The organism is Pseudomonas sp. TSRC2-2, from assembly GCF_049897785.1.
Classification (GTDB): domain Bacteria; phylum Pseudomonadota; class Gammaproteobacteria; order Pseudomonadales; family Pseudomonadaceae; genus Aquipseudomonas.
On the sequence record NZ_JAFCWZ010000013.1, the window covers coordinates 59,160 to 81,015 of the forward strand.

Annotated in this window: 16 protein-coding genes; 9 read left to right on the forward strand and 7 right to left on the reverse strand. The window is 61.0% G+C overall.

Annotated features, from left to right (window positions below; translation table 11 throughout):
• Positions 1–123 precede the first annotated feature (123 nt).
• Entirely contained in the window at positions 124–417 is a 294-nt protein-coding gene (locus ACP7D9_RS24345) for a hypothetical protein (protein ID WP_039757018.1), read from the forward strand.
• 132 nt (positions 418–549) lie between these two features.
• Positions 550–1,899 (forward strand): MATE family efflux transporter, encoded by a 1,350-nt coding sequence (locus tag ACP7D9_RS24350; protein WP_426159837.1) that lies wholly within the window; start codon positions 550–552, stop codon positions 1,897–1,899.
• A gap of 9 nt (positions 1,900–1,908) precedes the next feature.
• Here ACP7D9_RS24350 and ACP7D9_RS24355 read toward each other — a convergent pair whose 3' ends face one another.
• The 6 genes from ACP7D9_RS24355 to ACP7D9_RS24380 form a co-directional block, all read right to left on the reverse strand.
• Positions 1,909–2,700: a DUF4123 domain-containing protein gene (locus ACP7D9_RS24355; protein ID WP_426159838.1), complete on the reverse strand. Its 792-nt coding sequence runs from the start codon at positions 2,698–2,700 to the stop codon at positions 1,909–1,911.
• A complete protein-coding gene (locus tag ACP7D9_RS24360) occupies positions 2,697–4,043 on the reverse strand; it encodes a type VI secretion system Vgr family protein (RefSeq protein WP_426159839.1) in 1,347 nt (448 codons plus the stop codon). Before ACP7D9_RS24360 ends, ACP7D9_RS24355 begins: the two co-directional genes overlap by 4 nt.
• A gap of 233 nt (positions 4,044–4,276) precedes the next feature.
• Complete coding sequence (speA, locus tag ACP7D9_RS24365; protein ID WP_016771856.1) at positions 4,277–6,190, reverse strand: arginine decarboxylase; 1,914 nt, start codon at positions 6,188–6,190, stop codon at positions 4,277–4,279.
• Positions 6,191–6,410: 220 nt separating this feature from the next.
• Positions 6,411–6,782: a translation initiation factor Sui1 gene (locus ACP7D9_RS24370; protein ID WP_007914613.1), complete on the reverse strand. Its 372-nt coding sequence runs from the start codon at positions 6,780–6,782 to the stop codon at positions 6,411–6,413.
• Between the two features lie 323 nt (positions 6,783–7,105).
• Entirely contained in the window at positions 7,106–7,663 is a 558-nt protein-coding gene (locus ACP7D9_RS24375) for an NUDIX hydrolase (RefSeq protein WP_426159840.1), read from the reverse strand.
• 3 nt (positions 7,664–7,666) lie between these two features.
• Positions 7,667–8,734, reverse strand: a complete 1,068-nt coding sequence (locus ACP7D9_RS24380; RefSeq protein WP_426159841.1) for a DUF2333 family protein — start codon at positions 8,732–8,734, stop codon at positions 7,667–7,669.
• Between the two features lie 415 nt (positions 8,735–9,149).
• Here ACP7D9_RS24380 and gcbA point away from each other — a divergent pair, with 415 nt between their 5' ends.
• The 5 genes from gcbA to accC all read left to right on the forward strand — a co-directional run bounded on the left by gcbA (position 9,150) and on the right by accC (position 15,370).
• A complete protein-coding gene (gcbA, locus tag ACP7D9_RS24385; protein ID WP_312997369.1) occupies positions 9,150–10,820 on the forward strand; it encodes a diguanylate cyclase GcbA in 1,671 nt (556 codons plus the stop codon).
• 954 nt (positions 10,821–11,774) lie between these two features.
• A complete protein-coding gene (locus ACP7D9_RS24390) occupies positions 11,775–12,818 on the forward strand; it encodes a methyl-accepting chemotaxis protein (protein ID WP_426159925.1) in 1,044 nt (347 codons plus the stop codon).
• A gap of 240 nt (positions 12,819–13,058) precedes the next feature.
• Positions 13,059–13,514: a type II 3-dehydroquinate dehydratase gene (aroQ, locus tag ACP7D9_RS24395; RefSeq protein WP_016771861.1), complete on the forward strand. Its 456-nt coding sequence runs from the start codon at positions 13,059–13,061 to the stop codon at positions 13,512–13,514.
• Positions 13,515–13,538: 24 nt separating this feature from the next.
• Positions 13,539–13,997, forward strand: coding sequence for an acetyl-CoA carboxylase biotin carboxyl carrier protein (gene accB / locus ACP7D9_RS24400; protein ID WP_016771862.1), 459 nt, complete (start codon positions 13,539–13,541; stop codon positions 13,995–13,997).
• A 17-nt stretch (positions 13,998–14,014) separates the two neighbouring features.
• The gene (gene accC / locus ACP7D9_RS24405; RefSeq protein ID WP_426159842.1) at positions 14,015–15,370 is read left to right on the forward strand and encodes an acetyl-CoA carboxylase biotin carboxylase subunit; all 1,356 of its coding nucleotides are present in this window, start codon (positions 14,015–14,017) and stop codon (positions 15,368–15,370) included.
• 64 nt (positions 15,371–15,434) lie between these two features.
• On the opposite strand, the gene ACP7D9_RS24410 is transcribed toward accC, so the two are convergent.
• Positions 15,435–19,394: a type III effector 1 gene (locus ACP7D9_RS24410; protein ID WP_426159843.1), complete on the reverse strand. Its 3,960-nt coding sequence runs from the start codon at positions 19,392–19,394 to the stop codon at positions 15,435–15,437.
• A 194-nt stretch (positions 19,395–19,588) separates the two neighbouring features.
• Between ACP7D9_RS24410 and prmA the strand changes: the two genes are divergently transcribed.
• Positions 19,589–20,467 (forward strand): 50S ribosomal protein L11 methyltransferase, encoded by an 879-nt coding sequence (gene prmA, locus ACP7D9_RS24415; protein ID WP_426159844.1) that lies wholly within the window; start codon positions 19,589–19,591, stop codon positions 20,465–20,467.
• A 30-nt stretch (positions 20,468–20,497) separates the two neighbouring features.
• Entirely contained in the window at positions 20,498–21,766 is a 1,269-nt protein-coding gene (locus ACP7D9_RS24420) for a DUF3426 domain-containing protein (RefSeq protein ID WP_426159845.1), read from the forward strand.
• The last annotated feature ends 90 nt before the right edge of the window (positions 21,767–21,856 follow it).

Below are 21,856 nucleotides of genomic sequence, written 5' to 3' on the forward strand. Positions count from 1 at the left end.
GCAGACGGTCTATTGTGCAAGCAAGTTCGCTGCCACAGGGACTGAGTAAACCTTCTATCATGCAGGGAACTCGGCCGCCCTCGGCGTGGCCCAAGGCTCAGCTCTTTCATCAGGGATGCACACATGCGTGTAGAAAGCTTTTTCGAATGGCTCGGCCAGGCACTCGGTTCGGTGATCCGCTTTATCGTCGACGGCCTCAGCGGTCTGTTCAATATGCTCAGCAACGCTGGCGGCAACTTTGTCGACGGCCTGGCGCAGACGTTGGGGATGGACACTTCGATCATCAGCATCATCGCGTTGATCGTAGGCCTGATGCTGTTGTGGTCGGCGATCCGGGCGTTCATGAACGCGTCGATCATTGCCGGGATCATCTGGTTGCTGCTGGGGTTGTGGTTGTTGAGCTGGATCATCCATTAACCCCCCCGCCACCCTGCTCGCGAATGGCCGGCACAGCCGAAATCTTCACGGCCGGTCAGTCTTCGCGAGCAGGCTCGCTCCCACATTGAAGGGCATGACTCGCTACAATCCCCGCTCCCCCAAGGAGCCTGCATGTCCTCTCTGATTACCGACTGGCGCGATCGCCCGACTCACCGCAAGGTCTGGGCACTTGCCGCGCCGATGATTCTTTCCAATATTTCCGTGCCGCTGGTGGCGCTGGTCGACAGCACGGTCATCGGTCACCTGCCGCATGCCCATCAACTCGGCGCGGTAGCGGTTGGCGCCAGTCTGTACACGTTTCTGGCCTGGGCGATGGGTTTTCTGCGCATGGGCACCACCGGCTTCGCCGCGCAGGCTGCCGGGCGCAGTGATGGTGCAGCATTGCGGCAGATTCTCTTGCAGGGCTTGCTGCTGGCGATGGGGGTGGGCGTCGTGCTCGGCTGGCTGGGCGTGCCGCTCAGCGGCGTTGCGCTGCATTTAATGCAGCCGTCAGCGGAACTGGATCAACTGACCCGGGAGTTTTTCCACACGCGTCTGTTCGGCCTGCCCGCAGCGCTGGCGACATATGCGCTGGTCGGCTGGTTCCTCGGCACGCAGAACGCGCGGGCGCCGCTGGCGATCCTGCTGAGCACCAATCTGATCAACATCGTCCTTAATCTGTGGTTTGTGATTGGCCTGGACTGGGGCGTGGTCGGCTCCGCGCGAGCTTCGGTGATCGCCGAATGGAGTGGCGCTCTGCTCGGCCTGTGGCTGACGCGCACGGCGTTGCGCGCCTATACGGGGCAGATCATTTGGTCCGCGCTGAGAGTCTGGCAGAGCTGGCGCCCGTTGCTGGCGGTCAACCGCGACATCTTCATCCGCAGCCTCGCTCTGCAATCGGTGTTCTTCCTGATCACCGTGCAAGGCGCGCGGCTCGGCGACGCAACTGTGGCGGCCAATGCGCTATTGCTCAACGGCCTCCTGCTGACGGCTCATGCACTCGATGGACTGGCCCACGCCGTTGAAGCCCTGTGCGGGCATGCCATCGGCGCGCGGGATCGCTTGGCGTTGCGTCGATCATTGGTGGTGGCCGGCGGCTGGTCGCTGATTGCCAGCCTCGGTTTCGTCGTGCTGTTTCTGCTGGCCGGGCATTTGTTCATCGAGATGCAGACCGACATCCAGAGCGTGCGCGATACGGCGTTCGTCTACCTGCCCTACCTCGCCGTGCTGCCACTGATTGCGGTGTGGAGTTATCTGCTCGACGGTCTGTTCATCGGCGCCACCCGCGCGCGGGAAATGCGCAACGGCATGCTGCTGACAGTGCTGTTGTTGCTGCCGTTCGCCTGGATGCTGCAGGATCTGGGCAACCACGGCCTGTGGATATCTTTCCTGCTGTTCATGGTCTTGCGCAGCGTGACCCTTGGCGCGCAAGCCCTGTGGCTGAAACGCAACGATGGCTGGTTCAACGGCAAGGCTCACTGACGAACACATTCAGCCCGCCGCGCCCCACTGCCGACGCAGATGGTCGAGCCGCTCTTGCTGGGTCAGACCGGCCGGCGGCAAAACCAGCACCGCGCGCGGATGCAGCAGGCGCAGCCACAGCCAGCCATCGAGCACAGCGCGATCACTGAAACCCAGCGCCAGACCTTTTTGCGCATGCACGGCGATGGTCTGGTAATCAACCCTCATGGATTGGCACCAGCGCCAGATGTGTTGCTCCAGCAGACAGGTTTGCAGGCGTTCGCGCTGGCGCCGGGTCAGGCTTTCCTCGAGGCCCAGCGGCTCGACGGGCAGCCCGGGGTTGCGCAGTTGCTGCCAGCCCTGACTGCCAATGGCGCGGTCGGCCCAGGTGCCGCCAAACCAGCGCAACTGGCGAATCGGTCCGAGCCAGCGACTCAGCTGCGCGGCGTCACAGGCATCGAAGAAATAGCTGGCGGTCTGGCGGTTGTAATAGCTGAGCAAGGCTCGATGATTCAAACCGAACGAGACGGTAAGCATGCGCTGCAAATGACCAATCAACTGCTGAGCGGTTATTTCGCAACTCAGCAACAGGCCGCGCCAGGTGTCCGGGTCGCGCAGACACAAGGCGGTCAATGCCGGACTCTCGCGCAAGTCGACGAGGACCGGGCCGTGCTCACTGACCGGCTGGAATTCGGTGCCGTCGAACAACCGGTGACGCGGCACGTCGGCAAACCCCTGGCGCAACGTCAGCAAGGCGCGTGACGCGTCCGGTGTATCGAGCAACAGCCATTGCGCCATCGGCTCTAGCGCCGCGCCGCTCATTTTGCGCTGCTCTGATCGAGCGCGGTCAGCAGCCGGCAACTGCACACGGACTCGGCGCAGTGGTTGAAGCTGCCCCCTCCCGGCATCAGGCACAGCAGCACTAACGGCTCGCCAGACTGCAACAGTTGCTGCAGCCCATCACTCACCAGCAACTCCGGCAGCGCTGACGGCTCATCATCTTCAACCGTACGCTCTGGCAACACTGCGCACTGGAGAACGCCGCTGACCACCGGCTGATCGGGATCGCCTTCAAGGAAACTCACCACGACCTCGACACCATCGGCCAGCACCGCCGCTGGCAAATCGCTCAGAGTTGGCGCGAGCGGCAGCCAGCAATGGCTTGGCGCTGCGCCCTCGCCCTGATAGAGCCAGTCGAATTGCACCGCTACTGGCCGCGAGCAATCAGGTTGCGTTTCATCGACGCAGACCACCCAGGCACGCTGCAGGCTGTGCATGCGCTGCTTGAGTGGCATCGCGGCGGGCGCACAGGCCGGCAGCCGCGCGGCCGCGAACAACCGGTTGCCATAGGGCGGCTCGAGAGACTGATCGGCTCGGTGCTCAATGCGGGTCAGCAACCAGGGGCGGTTGCATTCGATGAAAGGATGGCCCTCAAACGGCAACCACTGACCACTGCGCAGGGCGGGCAGATCGCTGCGCCCTTCGGCATTCGGCCCTTGCTGGTTGGCCATTGCGTCTTCGTGCAGTTGCCACTGACGTACGGCTGGCGTGACGTAACGATCATCGTGCTCGCCCTGATATAGCGCGACGTCTGCCTGCGGCAACCGCGTCGGATCATCGCCGAACACCACACAATGCCGGTCACAGTGATGCTCGAAGTGGTAGTGGATGTGCGCCTGTGCGCAAAGGCGCTGGAGCAATTGCAGATCGGACTCGCGGTACTGGGTGCAGAAGGTACGGGCCGGGTAGTCGCTGTGCAGGGCGAAACGTCGTTGCAGGCCGACGATGCCATGTTCGCGCAGAACCTGGTCGATGATCTGCGGCACCGAACGGCCGCTGAAAATGCGCTGGCTCAAACGCAGGTCGAGGCAGTCGAGCCTGGGCCCGAGACGCACCCGACTCAAGCGCAAGCCATGGCTGTACTCATGCTGGACCAGGCTGTGCAATTGCCCGTGCACACCCTGGCCGGGCGGGCCGAAGCACAGGAACGCAGAACGGTGCAGCAGGCCGGCGAGATCCAGATGCGGATCGTCGATCAACACATCGATCTCGAAGGCAAAGGGTTCGCTGAGCGCTTCCCTACCGGTAAAGGCGAGGACTTCGAAGGGGTCGGACAGGCCCGCTACATCGAGACGAAACGACGGCTCGTTGACTGGATCGAACATGGGCGGATCTCTACAGGAGGGGCGGCCGGGGATTCTCGCCGAGAGGCATGGCCGAGTAGAGAGGCGAAGTACAACTTAGGAAATGACCTACGCGAAAAGCAGACCAGATGAGTTTGCTGACTGTGATAGCACAGGTTTTCGGGAAAAAATCAGGAGACATCCCACCGGGTTGTCCGAATTTTCCACAGCTTGCGGAAAAAAATCGGACAACCCGGCCGGAACGCTATCGGGCCTCAGGAAGACAGATAGGAGGAACGGGTCAGGCCCAGACGCAAGGCATCGAGGAACTGCGTGCGCTCACTGGCGCTGATGCGCGCACTGGCGCACTTGTCGCGGTAGTGAGTCATCAGTTCTTCGGGCGAAAGATGCACATAACGCAGCATGTCTTCGATGGTGTCGTGGGTCTCGATACCGGCGTGGTACACGCTGCCATCGGCGTTCTGATAGATGTTCACCGAATCGGTGTCACCGAACAGGTTGTGCATGTCGCCGAGGATTTCCTGATAGGCGCCAACCAGGAACACGCCCAGCAAGTAATCTTCGCCTTCGTTCAAAGCGTGCACCGGCAGACTGGTTTCGATGCTCTGCTCGTCGACGTACTGATTGATCTTGCCGTCGGAATCGCAGGTCAGATCCTGCAGCACCGCGCGGCGCAGCGGTTCTTCATCGAGACGGTGCAGCGGGATGATCGGCAATACCTGATCGATCGCCCAGGTGTCCGGCAGGCTCTGGAATACCGAGAAGTTGCAAATGTACTTGTCGGCCAGCTTGTCGTTGAGTTCGTCGAGCACCTGGCGGTGCGAACGCTGACGCGCTTTCAAAGAGTTGTGCAGGCGACGGCACACGGCAAAGTAGCACTGCTCGGCCAGGGCTTTTTCCGCCAGGGTCAGCTTGCCATCGGCGTACTGGGCGGCCACGTCGCTCATGTAGTGCGTGGCGCGCCAGTAGGTTTCGGTGACCATTTCAATGTCGGTCGGGCCGAGCAGATCGACCAGCCACTGCACGGTTTCCGGCAGGCTTTCCTTGTTCTCGATCAGCGGGATCTCGTCGTTGTGTTTCTCGACGTCGGTGACCTGCACCACCAGCATGGCGTGGTGCGCGGTCAGCGAACGGCCGCTTTCGGAAAAGATGTGCGGATGCGGCAGGCTCTGCGCGTCGCAGAATTCCTTGAGCATGCCGACCACAACGCCGGCGTAATCGTCCATGTCGTAGTTGATCGAACTGGCGTTGCGCGAGTGGGTGCCGTCGTAGTCGACACCGAGGCCACCGCCGACGTCGATGTGATCGACCGGCAGACCGAGGTTGCGCAATTCGCCGTAGTAACGGATCGCTTCCTTGAAGCCGTGCTGGTAATCAGCGAGGTTGGCGATCTGCGAACCCATGTGGAAGTGCAGCAGGCGAATACCTTGGTCCAGCCCGGCGCCACGGAAGCGCTCGACCACCGACAGCAGTTGCGCCGCCGACAGGCCAAACTTGGACTTCTCGCCACCGGTATCCGCCCATTTCGACGAGGCCAGCGACGACAGGCGTACGCGCAGACCCACCTGCGGCTTGACCTTCAGTGAGGCGGCTTCTTCGATCACCAGGCCGACTTCGGACTCTTTCTCGATGACGATGAACACGTTGTGGCCGAGCTTCTGGCCCATCAGCGCGAGGCGGATGAACTCGCGATCCTTGTAACCGTTGCAGACGATGGTGCCGCCCTTCGGCGCCAGCGCCAGCACCGCGAGCAGCTCAGGCTTGGAGCCGGCTTCCAGACCGATGGAGACGTTCTGGGTGGCGATGATGTTCTCGATCACCGCCTCCTGCTGGTTGACCTTGATCGGGTACAGCGCGGTGTACTTGCTCTGGTATTCCAGGCGTTCGATGTTGGAATCGAAAGCGCCGGTCAACTGACGGACACGGTCTTGCAGGATGTCGGGGAACCGCACCAGCAACGGCAAGGACAAACCGCTCTTGCGCAATTGGTCGACTTGTTCGAACAGATCGATAGGCGAGCTGCTCGGGCCGTTCGGACGTACTTCGACGCGACCGGCTTCATTGATCGCGAAATACCCGGCCCCCCAATGGCGAATCCCGTAAACGCTGCGGCTGTCCGCAACTGTCCATTGGCTGCCATCGTCTTTACGTGTGCGTCGTACGGACATCGAAGTCCCCTATAAAGAAGTCAGAGTGCGTCGCCTGACGTTCAGGCCGGCGCAGTCTAAAGAATGAAAATGACGGTTCGTCAGTGCGGCGGTAGACCGCACTGACTGCGTGGAGTTTAGAAACCGGTCATGAACAGGCTCTGTGAAAACCATGGCGACGACGCCGGATCCGAGAACACTCGAAGCCGGATCAAGCCGCCGGAGGGTTTCACAGAGGCTGCTAGCCGCCGGACTTCTTCGCTTTGAAACCGTGCTTGATCAGCTCTGCCAAGAGTAGCTCGACGTGATCGCCCTGGATTTCGATGATGCCGTCCTTCAGCGCCCCGCCGGTGCCACAACGTTTCTTCAACGTCGTGGCCAGCTCCTTGAGCGCGTCTTCGGCCAGGGGCACGCCGGTGATGGTGGTCACCGTCTTGCCGCCACGGCCCTTGCTTTCGCGACGCACGCGGGCTATGCCGTCACCGGCCGGGATCACGGTTTGTTTGCAGATACAGGCGTCCACCGGCTTGCTGCATTCCGGGCAATGACGACCTGCGTCGGTGGAAAATACCAGGCCGCCCAGGGCGGCGAAGGATGCGGCTTTCTTGGCCACCGGCAATCCTCTCGGGAGGACAAAGACTGATCGCAACCTTGGGCAAGGTCAGCGACCGCGAAGCCCCACTCAGGCAGGGGCAGCGCTACTGCATCGGAAAACTTTGAACGCTGGACTGAATCCGTAGGAGCTGACGAGTGCAACGAGGCTGCGATCTTTTGATCTTGTTTTTTAAAAGATCAGGATCAAGAGATCGCAGCCTCGTTGCACTCGTCAGCTCCTACAAAATCTGCAGGCCAACCTCAAGCTATCCGGTGCAGCTTGAAAAGGTCGCGCAGTGTAACGACAAAAATCGCGATTGCTAAGTGCCAATCGGCGCCAATTCATGTGTTCTTGGCGACGTCGGTTTGTTGTGCCTTGAGATAGCGCTGCAACGCAGCCAGAGAGTCCGGGCAATAAGGCTTTTCGCTGATTTCCCGCATGACCTGTTCGATGGGGATGAATCGCGCTTCGAGGACTTCTTCCGGCTGCAATTTCAGCGGCCCGTCCCACACGGCGGAAAACGCCGAACACCACAGACGGTTGCCGGTGTCTTCGAAGTAGAAGTGATCGTGAGCGGTGAGTTCGACGCCGCTGACGCCCAGCTCTTCCGCAAGCTCGCGCGCCGCCGACTCGGCGTAGCTTTCATCAGCCTGAACCATGCCGCCTGCGGCAACATCCCAGTAACCGGGGTAAATCGCCTTGCTCAACGTGCGTCGGTGCACGCACAGCTCACCGGCGGAATTGAACAGCATGATGTAGGTGCCACGGCCGATCAGCCCGCGCTCACGCAAATCGGAACGCACCAGAGCACCGAGCAGGTTGTCCTGCTCGTCGACCCAGGCAATCTGTTCGGCGTCCGAGGCGGCGCGATGGGCCGCCTCTCTGGTTGATTGGCTCACGTATCAGCCCTGATTGAGCAGTTGACGCAAGTCGATCACGGCAGCGTTGGCCCGGGAAATGTAGTTGGCCATGACCAGCGAGTGATTGGCCAACACGCCGAAGCCGCTGCCATTGAGGATCATCGGGCTCCACACCGGCTCTTGCGAAGCCTCCAGTTCACGGATGATCTGACGCACGCTAACGGTGGCGTTCTTCTTCGCCAGCACATCGGCGAAGTCGACTTCGATGGCACGCAGCAGATGCGACAGTGCCCAGGCCTGACCGCGTGCTTCGTAGAACACGTTATCGATCTGCATCCATGGGGTTTCCACGACTTCTTCGTCAACCTGCGGTACTTCACCAACGGCCGGGACTTCGGTTTTCAGCGCAGTGTTGAGCTTGACCCGACCGACACTGGCCGACAGGCGTTGCGACAGGGAACCGAGACGGGTACCGACATCACCCAGCCAGTTGTTGAGGTTGTCGGCGCGGGCATAGAACAGCGCGTTTTTCTGGTTCGGATCAGACAAGCGCGACTGATAGCGGCTCAGAGAGTTGATCCCTTCCTGATATTCCGACTCGCTGGACGGCAGCACCCAGCTCTTGTTGTCGAAGTTGAAGCGCGGTTCGGCTTTGGCCAGATCGGCGTCTTCGGCCGATTGCGATTGCGAACGGGCAAAATCCTTGCGCAGGGCACGGGTCAGATCGCGCACCTGCACCAGCACGCCGTATTCCCAGCTCGGCGTGTTGTCCATCCACAGGCCCGGCGGGAAACGATCGTTGGAAATATAACCGCCCGGCTTGTTGAGCAATGTGCCGGCAACGGTCTTCAGGGTTTCAACCGTGGTGTAGCCGACCACCATTTGCTTGCCTTCTCTTTCGGCAGCGACCTGAGCGTTTTGTGCCACTGGAAACAGTTCCGGTTCCTGGCTCCAGTACCAGCCCAGCGCAATGGTGACCAGTAGATACAGACCGATCACTGTGGCCAGCGCCCGGCTGAACAGCAGCCCGCCGACATAGCTGCGGGTGGCCGACTTGGGCTCGGCGGCACGTTCAGGCGCGCTGCCCGCGCGGTTTTTCCAGTCCAGCATGGCGATATCCTTTCAATCACTTGGGTTCATCGGTTCGACCACAACCATACAACAACGTGCCAACGCCTAGCACCCGCCGCTAACGATAAGCCGCAAATCGTGCGGGCCAATGCCGCTTCGCGACACGCTAGGGGATTCCCTGATATCAGTGGCACGGGCAGCGCAGTGAAACCCAGCTGAGCGCGTTTCGGTCAGCCTTCGACAACCGCCGAAGGATCCGGACCTGCTCTGCAAGGCAATCGCCCGGATTATGGGCGCTACACCGACCCGCCAATGCCAGACAAAACCACCCGGTCAGAAACTGAATCGTGTCGTCCAGCAGATTATTGACGTACGACACTCGTCTAAGGGAAAAGAGGTGCTAGCATAGAGCCACCAGTCGATCTCAGCATGCACCCTCACTAGTAGTCAGGATATGACCGAGCCAGAAGACCCCAGCCGTGAGCGTCTCAAGCACCACTTTGCCCAGCGGGTAATTCATCAGGCACGTCAGATTCTTGAGATATGGCAGCGCCTGCAACGCAGTGAGTGGTCCACCGTCGATCTCGCCGAACTGAGCGAGGCAAATCTGCGCCTGCTGCGTTTTGCCGAGCGCTTCGAACAGCCGGAACACACCCAGCTGGCGCACCACATCAGCCAGTCTCTGCAAGCAGTGGACGCCAACCGTGGCCGTCTCAGCAGCGGCCTGATCACTGACCTCAATCGCTTGATGCAACGCCTGTCGCGCACCGGTCTGCGTCACGGCGATCAGCTCGACCAGACCTTCCTGCCACCGTTGCGCAAGCCGATCTATGTGATGTTGCAGGATCACGACCGCGCCGAACGGCTGGCCAAGCAGCTGGAATTTTTCGGTTTGAGCGCGCAGGCACTGGACAGCGTGGCGGCGTTTCGCTCCTCGATGGTCGAGCGTTTGCCAGCGGCGATTGTCATGGACGTGGATTTCAGTGGCCCCGGTATCGGCCTGAAGCTCGCCGCCGAAGCTCAGGTCGGGCTCGAAGAACCGCTGCCATTGCTGTTTTTCAGCCTGCACGAAACCGATACCCCGACCCGTCTCGCCGCCGTGCGCGCCGGCGGCCAGGAATTTCTCACCGGCACCCTCGAAGCTTCGAGTCTGCTGGAAAAAATCGAAGTGCTGACCTGTGTCGCCCAGTACGAGCCTTATAAAGTGCTGATCATCGACGACTCACGCGCCCAGGCCTTGCACACCGAGCGCCTGCTCAACAGCGCCGGCATTGTCACCCGCACCTTGATCGAGCCGATCCAGGCGATGGCCGAACTGGCGGACTTCCAGCCGGACCTGATCATCCTCGATATGTATATGCCGGCCTGCACCGGCACCGAACTGGCCAAGGTCATTCGCCACAACGACCGCTACGTCAGCGTACCGATCATTTACCTGTCGGCCGAAGACGACCTGGACAAGCAGCTCGACGCCATGAGTGAAGGCGGCGATGACTTCCTGACCAAGCCGATCAAGCCACGTCATCTGATCACCACCGTGCGCAACCGCGCCGCACGGGCGCGCAATCTGAAGGCGCGAATGGTCCGTGACAGCCTTACCGGCCTGTACAACCACACGCACATTCTGCAGCTGCTCGAAGACTGCTCGTTCCGCGCCCGGCGCGAAAACAAGCCGCTGAGCTTTGCCATGCTCGACATCGATCACTTCAAACGGGTCAACGACAGCCACGGCCACCCGATGGGCGACCGGGTGATCAAGAGCCTGGCGCTCTTTCTCAAGCAGCGTTTGCGCAAGACCGATTTCATCGGCCGTTACGGCGGCGAAGAGTTCGCCATCGTCATGCCCGACACCGATATCGACGCGGCGCATAAAGTCCTCGACGAAATTCGTCAGCGTTTTGCCGAGATTCACTATCCGGCGCAGCCGCAGGACCTGTGGTGCACGTTCAGCGCCGGCGTGGTGGAAATGTGCGATGACTCCGACAGCCTGATGATGGCCAGCCAGGCCGATGAGGCGCTGTACCGTGCCAAGGGTGCCGGACGCAATCGGGTGCAGACCGCAAGGCACTCAAAGCAAAGTGCCACTTTTTCATCGGAATCCACCGATTCGGTCATAACCCTGTAATGGAACCGCAATAAATTCAGGCGCTTACCATTTCTGCCGTTGGTAGCCGTCATGCGCCTGAAGTTGCTCACCAATCTCAACACTCTGCTGCTGGTCGCCGTCTGCGTGGCCCTTGGCGCCACGCTATGGTGGTCGCAAAAAGCTCTCGAACGCCCCTATCTTTTGATGGAGCGTTATCTGGGGCTGTCGCAACAATTTCAGAATGAAGTGGCGCGCAACGTCGAGGATTACCTTGCCAGCGGTGACGCGCTGCGCCTGAGCAACGCCACTCAGGCAATCGAAAGCGTGCACAAGCAACTCAGTGAATTGCCTGCGACGCTGGCCGACACCGCGCGGCCAAGCCTGTCGAGCCTCGATGAGTTCAGCAAAACCGACCTGCTCGCCGCCGGCAAACTGGCTGGCGATCCGCAAGCTCTGCTGTTGCAGGCCGAACGCGAACTCAGCGCCAGCCTTGATCAGCTCAGCACCTACGCGAACGGCAACCCGGCGTATCTGGTGCCACTGCTCGCCGCGTCGCAGCATCTGGGGAAATTGTCGCTGGCACGCGACAAACTGGTCAGCAGCGGGCGCAGCGAACTGGCCGCCGATGTCGAGCGAGAAGTGAGCAACATGCGCGCTCAGGCCGAGGCCATCGATGCCCTGCCTTTGCTCGGCGTGGTCGCGAGCAATGAATCGAGCAGCGACGATTTCGCCGCGCTGATGGGCATCGAAACCACCGACAAAGCCGCCGCCGAGGATGCCGGTGTCGGCCTCAAACGCGAACTCAACAGCTTGCTCGGCCGCTATCCCGCAGAACTGGCGCGCACTCGCGAACAGATCCGCAAACGCGCCGATCTCAGCGCCGCCACGCACGAAAAAATCGCCAGCGTGCAACACGCCATCGCCAGCCTCGAACCCGTGGTGCGCGCGCAACACGGGCAGATTCAAAGCGAGGTGCGCCTGATGCAAGGCGTGATGATCGGCCTGATCCTGCTGATCGCCCTGCTGATCGACACCTTGCAGCGGCGCCTGGCCCGCACGCTGACCAACCTCGCCCCGGCGCTGTCGACCTGGGCCGAGGGGGATTTCAGTCGCGATATCCAACTGGGCAAGACCAACCGCGAACTGCACGACATCGAAGCCTCGCTCAATCGCTTGCGCGCCTATCTGGTGGCTCTGGTGGGCACGATTCGCGGCAACGCCGAGCAAGTCGCGGGGAGCAGCCGCACCCTCGCTGAACTGAGCAATGACCTGCACAGCGGTGCCGAACATCAGGCCGGCGATACCGCGCTGATCCGTGACTCGCTGGGCGAACTGGAGGCGACCATCCAGCAAGTGGCCGGCGATGCCCGCCAGGCTGCCGACGCCAGCCGTCATGCCGGCCTGGCCGTCGAGCACGGCCAGACGGTGATCGGACAGAGCCTGACGGGACTGCATGCGTTGGTCGGCGAAGTTCAGGGCAACGCGCAGATGATCGAGCATCTCGCTGAGGAGTCGGCCACCATCGGCGGCGTGCTGACGGTGATTCGCTCGATCGCCGACCAGACCAACCTGCTCGCCCTGAACGCGGCAATTGAAGCGGCGCGCGCCGGGGAAATGGGTCGCGGGTTTGCTGTGGTCGCCGAGGAAGTGCGCTCGCTGGCACAGCGCACAGCCGGGGCCACGGCGGAAATCCAGACGCTGATCGCCGGTCTGCAGAGCGCCGCGCGGCAATCGGTCGAAGGCATGCGCGCGCAGGTCGAACACGCCGAAGCCACGGCCGATCAGGCGCAAGCGGCCGACGGTGCATTGGACAAAATCGTTGGCGCAATTCAGACCATCGCCGACACCGCCGTGCGCATCGCCGATGTCACCGCGCAGCAAAGTGACGCGGTCAGCGAGATCCGCGATCACAGCGAGCGTATTCATCAATTGGGTGGGGATAACCTGCTGCGCATCGGCCAAGGGCGTGAACAGGGCGAGAACTTGCTGGTATTGGGCGGACAACTGCATACAGCCGTTCAGGCCTTTCGCGTCTGATAAACCGCCTTCGCGAGCGAGCTCGCTCCCACGGGGCACGCATTCCAAGGTGGGAGCGAGCTTGCTCGCGAAGGCGCCAGCCCAGGCGCCACAAATGACCAGATCAAAGCGCTTGGTCACATATTTCGCGCAAACATCGGCCATCGTGCTGGCTATTGCATGGAACTGGACAGTCACAAAGGCTTTGCGGCATAGTCGCCGGGTTCTGACGACTGCTCATTGATAACAAGGACAATGCAGATGGCAACGCTACTGGTGCTGCACGGCCCCAATCTGAACCTGCTCGGCACCCGGGAACCGGGGACCTACGGGTCGACGACCCTGGCGCAGATCAATCAGGATCTGGAGCGGCGCGCCCGCGAAGCCGGCCATCATCTGCTGCATCTGCAAAGCAACGCCGAGTACGAATTGATCGATCGCATCCACGCTGCGCGCGGTGAAGGGGTGGATTTCATTCTGATCAATCCGGCGGCTTTTACGCACACAAGTGTCGCATTACGTGACGCGCTGCTGGGAGTGAGCATCCCATTCATCGAAGTGCACTTGTCCAACGTGCACAAGCGCGAACCTTTCCGCCATCACTCCTACTTCTCCGATGTAGCGGTAGGAGTGATCTGCGGCCTTGGCGCCAGCGGTTACCGACTGGCCCTGGAGGCCGCACTAGAGCAGCTTGAACACCAAGCTATACGCCCCTGACCGACCCTTGGGAGTTGATGATTCATGGATATCCGTAAAGTTAAGAAACTGATCGAATTGCTGGAAGAATCCGGCATCGACGAGCTCGAGATCAAGGAAGGCGAAGAGTCCGTACGCATCAGCCGCCACAGCAAGACCCCGGCGCAGCAGTATTACGCGCCAGCCCCGATGCAGGCTCCGGCCGCTGCCCCTGCTGCCGCGCCAGTCGCTGCCGCTGCGCCGGCTGCCGCTGCTGCACCTGCGCTGAACGGCACCGTTGCCCGTTCGCCGATGGTCGGCACTTTCTACCGTAAATCTTCGCCAACTTCGCCGGCCTTCGTTGAAGTCGGCCAGACCGTGAAGAAAGGCGACACCCTGTGCATCGTCGAAGCCATGAAGATGATGAACCACATCGAAGCTGAAACCAGCGGTGTGATCGAATCCATCCTCGTCGAAGACGGCCAGCCGGTTGAGTACGACCAACCGCTGTTCACCATCGTTTGAACCGCGGAGAGCCTTTGATGACTGCGAAGTTGGAAAAAGTTCTGATCGCTAACCGCGGTGAGATCGCCCTGCGGATTCTGCGTGCCTGCAAAGAGATGGGCATCAAGACCGTCGCCGTTTACTCCAAGGCCGACAAAGAGCTGATGCACCTGGGTCTGGCAGACGAATCCGTCTGCATTGGCCCGGCGTCCGCCTCTCAGTCTTACCTGCACATCCCGGCCATCATCGCTGCCGCTGAAGTGACCGGCGCTACCGCCATTCACCCAGGCTACGGTTTCCTCGCGGAAAACGCAGATTTTGCCGAGCAGGTCGAGAACTCCGGCTTCGCCTTCATCGGCCCGAAAGCCGACACCATTCGCCTGATGGGCGACAAGGTATCGGCCAAGCACGCGATGATCGAAGCAGGTGTACCGACCGTTCCAGGTTCCGACGGCCCACTGCCGGAAGACGAAGAAACGGCGCTGCGCATCGGTCGCGAAGTCGGCTACCCGGTGATCATCAAGGCCGCCGGTGGCGGTGGTGGTCGCGGCATGCGTGTGGTGCACAAGGAAGAAGACCTGATCGCCTCGGCGAAACTGACCCGCTCCGAAGCAGGCGCGGCGTTCGGCAACCCGATGGTGTATCTGGAAAAATTCCTCACCAACCCGCGCCACGTCGAAGTGCAGGTACTGTCCGACGGCCAGGGCCAGGCGATCCACTTGGGCGACCGCGACTGCTCGCTGCAGCGTCGTCACCAGAAGGTTCTCGAAGAAGCACCGGCACCGGGCATCGACGAGAAGGCGCGCCAGGAGGTATTGGCTCGCTGCGTCAAGGCCTGCATCGACATCGGCTACCGTGGCGCCGGTACTTTCGAGTTCCTCTACGAGAACGGCCGTTTCTACTTCATCGAAATGAACACCCGTGTTCAGGTGGAGCACCCGGTTTCGGAGATGGTCACCGGTATCGACATCGTCAAGGAGATGCTCAGCATCGCCGCTGGCAACAAGCTGTCGTTCACTCAGGATGACGTAGTTATCCGCGGTCACTCGCTGGAATGCCGGATCAACGCTGAAGATCCGAAGACCTTCATGCCGAGCCCGGGCACCGTCAAGCATTTCCACGCCCCAGGCGGCAACGGCGTTCGCGTCGATTCGCACCTGTACAGCGGTTATGCCGTGCCACCGAACTACGACTCGCTGATCGGCAAGCTGATCACCTACGGCGCAACCCGCGACGAAGCCATGGCCCGCATGCGCAATGCCCTGGACGAAATCGTGGTCGACGGGATCAAGACCAACATCCCGCTGCACCGTGATCTGGTTCGTGACGAAGGCTTCTGCAAAGGGGGCGTGAACATTCACTACCTCGAGCACAAGCTGGCCAAACAGTCGTAAGACTGAAGCGGCGCAAAAAACCCGATCCTCGCGATCGGGTTTTTTTATGCCCGGAACAAACCCGTCAATTCAGTGCCACCAACGATAAAGCCTGCCCTTGAATCAATTCAGGGGTGGCCAGGCGCCCGCCCTGATCGACTACAGCGCCAGAGGCATCTTGCTGCAGCGGCTTTTGACGAAACCGGTCCATGAATACCTTCGCGCGTTTCGATACCGGATCGGTGGCATACCCCGCTCGCTGCAAAACCGGCGTATACAAACGCTCAACCTGACTGGCGGAGGTCTTGAACACGGTCGAAACACCGCTGTTCAGATTCAATGAAACAGCATAGTTGTTACCCAGACAGGAAGAGTAAGACCAGTAATCCCAGGTCGGCCGCAACCCCTGCTGGCGCAACACGTCCCTCACTGATCCGCCGATATCTGCTCCCGTCAGCCAGTCACCACCGACCAGAGTGGCACGAATATCCTTGGCCGAGCCCCCCAGGCGTGTCATCACGTCCTTGACGCTCCGTTCAATCAAGGCGCGAATGTTGTGATCGAAGTGAATAACCGCACCGACCTTCGTCGCCGGGTTGTACATCGAGGCGATGACACAGGTCTGCGCGTTCAATGAGAACAGATAATTGTCCCTCGACCCGGCGACGAACCTCGCGATGACGGCCTCCCCTTGCATTGCGCCCCGATTGAGTGCTGGCTCGACACGTCCGGGAAACGCGCTACGCAGATTGTCCACATGGCCAAGGTTGCGCACCTGATCGTTGCCGCCGCGCAGGCCGACCCGGTCATGCGTCCACCTACCGCTCTCGGTCAGACGTACGGGGCGCTGATAAATAGCTGCAGGACGCCGAGCATCGATAAGGCTGAGTCCGCCGAAATGTGGGTTTTCCCTGACCTGGAAATACTTGCCTCTGCTACGGATGTAGTAGGTCGGTTGAGGCTGCGCAGCATTGGGCGGACTGCGCCATGTGCCGAAAAAGACGCCTTCTTCAGTGACCCGTTGCAAATTATCCGGCGTGTGGCTGACGGCCTGCCGGGCATGAAAACGCACCTCGCGAACGGCCGGCAGCGCTTCCTTGCGAACCGCAGCCACGGTATTCAAGCGCTCGGTGAGCAATGAGACCGGCCGCGTTGTGTACTTCAGATTTCTGACCGTACGCCCGAGCCACTTGACCGTACTACCCGCGCCAACCGTGGCAAACAGCGCGCCCCACGAAGCCTCAAGCCAGTGGCCGAGCGCGCCCTCGACATCGCCTTCCAGATGCGCCGCGACGGCTTGCCCGGCACTGACGGCAATGAACACGACGTCCAGCAGCAGGGCAAAGGGTGGAAACACCATGCAAAACGGCGCGGCTGCGAACATCAGGCCTTTGACCACTTGCCGCTCGATCATCTCTGCGCGACTGGTGGTGATGTCCTCCACGTCCGTGACGGTGCGCTCGATGTAAGCGTTGAACTCGCTGCGGGCATCGCTGACTCGCTGCGCTTCGTACAGCGAATCGACCCGTTGTTTTTTTGCCGCGATCGCATATAGCGCACGCGACACCGTGTTGCGCGCAATAACCGGCGTGCGCGCCAGCAAATAATCATGCAACGCGCCGGCAATGTCGCCATACAGGGACTGATAGGGGCGCAGTATCAGATCATCGGGAGCATCTGGCGTGTACAGCCACCAGGACGGTTCGGGATCGAAACAGGTGAAAACGTAGACCCCGAGCACAACGTGGTTGCGCACGGTAAATTGGAAAACGCCATCACGGCTGACCACGCTGGCGCCCGGCAAATGCGTACCAGGCACTGGCGGCTGACTCAACAGCGAGACCTGACGGAGCAGCGCCGAATACACCGCGTCGCTCAACCGCGCCTGACTTCTGGCCACCCGCAAATCACGATCCATTTTCGACAACAGCACGTTGCGGTAGGCGAACCGACGCGACTCGCAGATTTCATCGCGCGAGTCCAGATATTTGCCACGGATCTCTTTCGCATACTTTTCACCCAGCCAGGCCCCGCGCATGTATCGCGCCAGATCCGCACTGCGGACCCGACCCAAATCCTGGCCGACTGAGGAGCGCACACCTCTTTTAGGATGCTCGATGCCAGCGTTGTCATCGTAGCCGTAGATCGCCAGGTCGAGCAGACTGGCTGTCTGCTGATTCCTGCGATCGGCAACACCGGGGCTGTAATCGATCAACACGGTTGCCGGGTCGACCGGCTCGAAGACATTCTTGCTGCGCAGGTACGGCGCAATCGCTGCGGCAACCGTGCGCCTGGCGAAGTCGACAAACACTTCAAAACCGCCGAGCAACTCGTTGAAGACCTGCTGATGGACAGCCAGCTCCTGATTCAGGCCGCTGAGGCGTTGGCGCGCTTGCGAGGTCTGCGTTGAGTACCAGCGCAGTGAGTTGTCCTCTTGGATTTGCTGCAGGTTTTTTGCCAGGCCCATTTTTACGGCCGCTTCGACGCATTCAGCGAACAACATGGACGCACGCCGGATATCACTGCTCATGCCCCAAAGCCCAGGGTCAGCAGCCACCGCAACAAGATACTCACGAGCTTGACGATAGGCCGCCGGGGAAAGCTGCTGCAAAAGATATTCGCGACCGGACTCGCTCTGCGTCCAGCCCCAGACCTCTCCGGCCAATGCTGCCAGTGAAGGCAGGCGCACCCACTCCTGGCCGTCTGGCTTGTTTGGCGCGTACAGCAGCAGATCGCTCACCACTGGCGCATTCCCTTCCCGGTAAAACACCAAAAAGTCGGCACACTGCATGCCGTTGGGTAGCGCCAGTGCGGCGACTCGCAAGGAGCGCTCCAGGGCCTCCCCCGCCCACATCGATTCGAGACGATCATGGTCGTCCACCATCAGATGCCCTGCGCAGCGCGCAATAAAGGCACTTTGCTTGAGCCGCGCGACAAACCAGTCGAAAGAGGCTTTCTGTACGTCATCGCGCTCGTATTGTCTGGCGAGGTCTCGCAGGTAATCCGCCGGATAGTCCTGCTCTGCCAGCATACTGGCAACGAACGTCGGCTGCAGTGGCTGGTTGCGTTTCGCAGGGCCACTGGTCACGTCCAGCACCGTAGCAAAATCCTGCCCGATCGGCCCCGCCGCGAGCGATTCGCTCAGGCTACGGCTCTGCGTCGACTCGCCAACAGCCGAGCGCCATTTCAAGCGCACATCGATACGGTCCGGTTCTACCTCCATGTCGAGCTTGAGCTGGATGTAGTCAATGGCCTGTTGCCGGGCATACGCACGCAGCGATCCGTAGCCTTCCAGCAGATCATAAAGCGCCGCCTGCGCCAGTGATGTTTGTTGCTGATACCCGCGCAGCCTGGCACGGTCCGGCTCGCTCAGCACCCTGAGCCAATGCGGCAATTGCGCGTAGGACTGCGCTTGGAGCCTTTTTTTTTCCGCGCCCGTTGCCAGCGCGGTCAACCGATAGCGTCGAGCGCCGCGTTTCTGAAGCTTTTCGATCTGCCTGCGCAATCGATCCGGCGTCAGTCCCGCGAGACGGTCAGGGTGGAACAGCGCGTCGATGTCGCTGATGTAGCGCTGCAATTTGCGCAAGACCAACTGATCGAACGCGACCTCTTCCCCTTTGGTTTCCCAATGTTTTCGCAGGTAGTTTTTGTATTGATCAACGAAGTGCCGGGAAACGCTATCCACGGTCTGGATAACCGCTTCACGGTGGCTGGCAGGCAGTCCGCGATCGGCACCACCCGGCCAGCGATACGGAGCGTCACGGATCACCAGGTACATCAACGGCTTGCCGTCGATGATTTTTTGCACAATCGCATCAAGCAGAGCTTGCACAAATCCCGGGTCGATATTGCCGTGCGGGCAATGATCGCGCAGCTCGGTCAAGGCGAAATCTTCCATGGCCTCCAGCAAGGTCAGCTGACTGCTCAGACGCTTGTCGATCAGCACCTGCCAACGTGTGATCCGCAGCAGAATCTCCTGGGCCGTTCCTGTGGACGCAGCAGCTTCCAGTGGTTTTTCTTCTACAATCCCTTGTTCACCCACCATATCGCCCAGCCCGTTAATGCGTATAAATGAGCTTTCACTCTAGGGGTCGCCAACCGCACCCAGGCGATACATATGTATATCGCGCCAGCGAATGTGTAACAGCAAAGCGTCGTGTCCACTTTGCCCGCGACCTGGCGTAAACTGCGCGCTTTTGCAGCTTCGGGCTGCCCCACAGATTTACAAAGGTGCCCGCCATGCCTTGGCTGCAAGTCCGTCTCGCCATCACCCCGGAACAAGCCGAAACCTACGAGGACGCATTCCTCGAAGTCGGCGCCGTGTCGGTGACTTTCATGGACGCCGAAGACCAGCCGATCTTCGAACCGGAACTCAACACCACGCCCCTGTGGTCGCACACCCACTTGCTGGCCTTGTTTGAGGGCGGTACGCAACCGGAACCGGTCCTGGCCCATCTGGAATTGCTGACCGGCAGTCCGTTGCCGGAACACCACAGCGAAGTCATCGAAGACCAGGACTGGGAACGCAGCTGGATGGACGGTTTCGAGCCGATGCGTTTCGGCCAGCGCCTGTGGATCGTGCCGAGCTGGCACGCCGCTCCCGAGCCTGACGCGGTGAACCTGCTTTTGGATCCGGGTCTGGCATTCGGTACCGGCACCCACCCGACCACCGCACTGTGCCTGGAGTGGCTCGACGGACAGGATCTGAAGGAATGTCACGTGCTCGATTTCGGCTGCGGCTCGGGGATTCTGGCCATTGCCGCCCTGCTGCTCGGCGCTAAAGAAGCCGTGGGCACCGACATCGACGTGCAGGCGCTGGAAGCCTCGCGCGACAATGCCGGGCGCAACAGCATTGCCGACGAGTTGTTCCCACTGTATCTGCCCGAGGATCTGCCGCAGGTTCAGGCCGACGTGCTGGTTGCCAATATTCTCGCCGGCCCGCTGGTGTCGCTGGCGCCGCAATTGTCCAGCCTGGTCAAGTCCGGTGGACGTCTGGCGCTGTCGGGCATCCTCGCCGAGCAGGGCGAAGAAGTCGCCGCCGCTTATGCGCAGGACTTCGACCTCGACCCGATTGCCAATCGCGATGGCTGGGTGCGCATCACCGGGCGTCGGCGCTAAAATGACCGCTTGCCTGAACCGGATCGCCGCATGACTGACAGTTTCGTCACCCAGTGCCCGCATTGCCAGACCAGTTTCCGCGTCAACCATGCGCAATTGAGCGTGGCGCGCGGGGTTGTTCGTTGCGGCTCCTGCCTGCAAGTGTTCAATGCGGCCAAACAGCTGCTCGAGCAACATGCCGGCAAGGACGCGGTGACTCCGCTCGCGGCTGCGCCTGAAGAGCCATTGCCTGTCATCAGCCATGCGCCAGCCCTTGATGCAACGCCCGGCCCGCGTGCCATCAGCCAAAAGCAGTGGAATGCGTCGGAGCTGGATCTGGACAGCCTCGATCTGGACGAAGAACTCGCCCGCCTCGAACAACGGGAAATCCAGCCGGTCGCCGACTTCGGGCGGGCTCGCGAAGAATCCTTGAGCGCTCGGCGCGACAGCGCCGAAGCCGACGAAGCCGACGAAGCGACATGGCCCGACAGCCTGTTCAGCGAGCCTGCCGATGAACGCAGCGCCGCGCCGGATGCCGAGCCGGATATCGAGGGCGTCGAAACCCTCGAACCCGAGCGCACCGAACCTTCGTTGTCGCTGGAACCGGTGGATCTGGACGACGAGCCGCCGATCCCGCAACTGCGTCTGCACGATCCGATCGACCCCACCGCCCGCCGTGAACGGCTGTCGGCCAGCGACGTTGGCGATGACGACGATCTGCCGTTGATCACCTCGCCACGCAAGAAACGCGAGCGGGCCGAGCCCGGCGTGCGCGCCGAGGTCCTGCAGGATCTGACCGACGACCCGCTGCAACTGGACTGGCAGCAACGGCGCTCGCCGTGGGGTCGGCGCCTGCTCTGGCTGCTGCTGGTGGTGTTGGCCGCCGCCGGCCTTGCCGCTCAGTACGTCGCCTATCACTTCGAGGAACTGGCGCGACAGGATCAATACCGGCCGTGGTTCCAGCAGATCTGCCCGCAGATTGGCTGCACCGTGCCGTCCAAAGTCGATATCGGCAAAATCAAGAGCAGCAACCTGGTGGTGCGCAGCCATCCTGAATTCAGCGGGGCGCTGGTGGTCGATGCGATCATTTACAACCGCGCGACCTTTTCCCAGCCGTTTCCGTTGCTGGAGCTGCGTTTTGCCGACCTCAACGGTCATCTGATCGCCAGTCGTCGCTTCAAGCCCGGCGAGTACCTGAGCGGCGATCTTGAGGGGCTGGTGGAAATGCCGCCGCAGACCCCGATCCACATCGCCCTGGATATTCTCGATCCGGGGCCGAAAGCGGTGAATTACAGCCTGAACTTCCATTCGCCGGAATGAACCGCTTCAGCGTTTCCTGATTGACGGCATTTTTCTGACTGATCTCGGCCAACCAAACCGTTGGCGATAACAGAATAACTGTTCAGATTT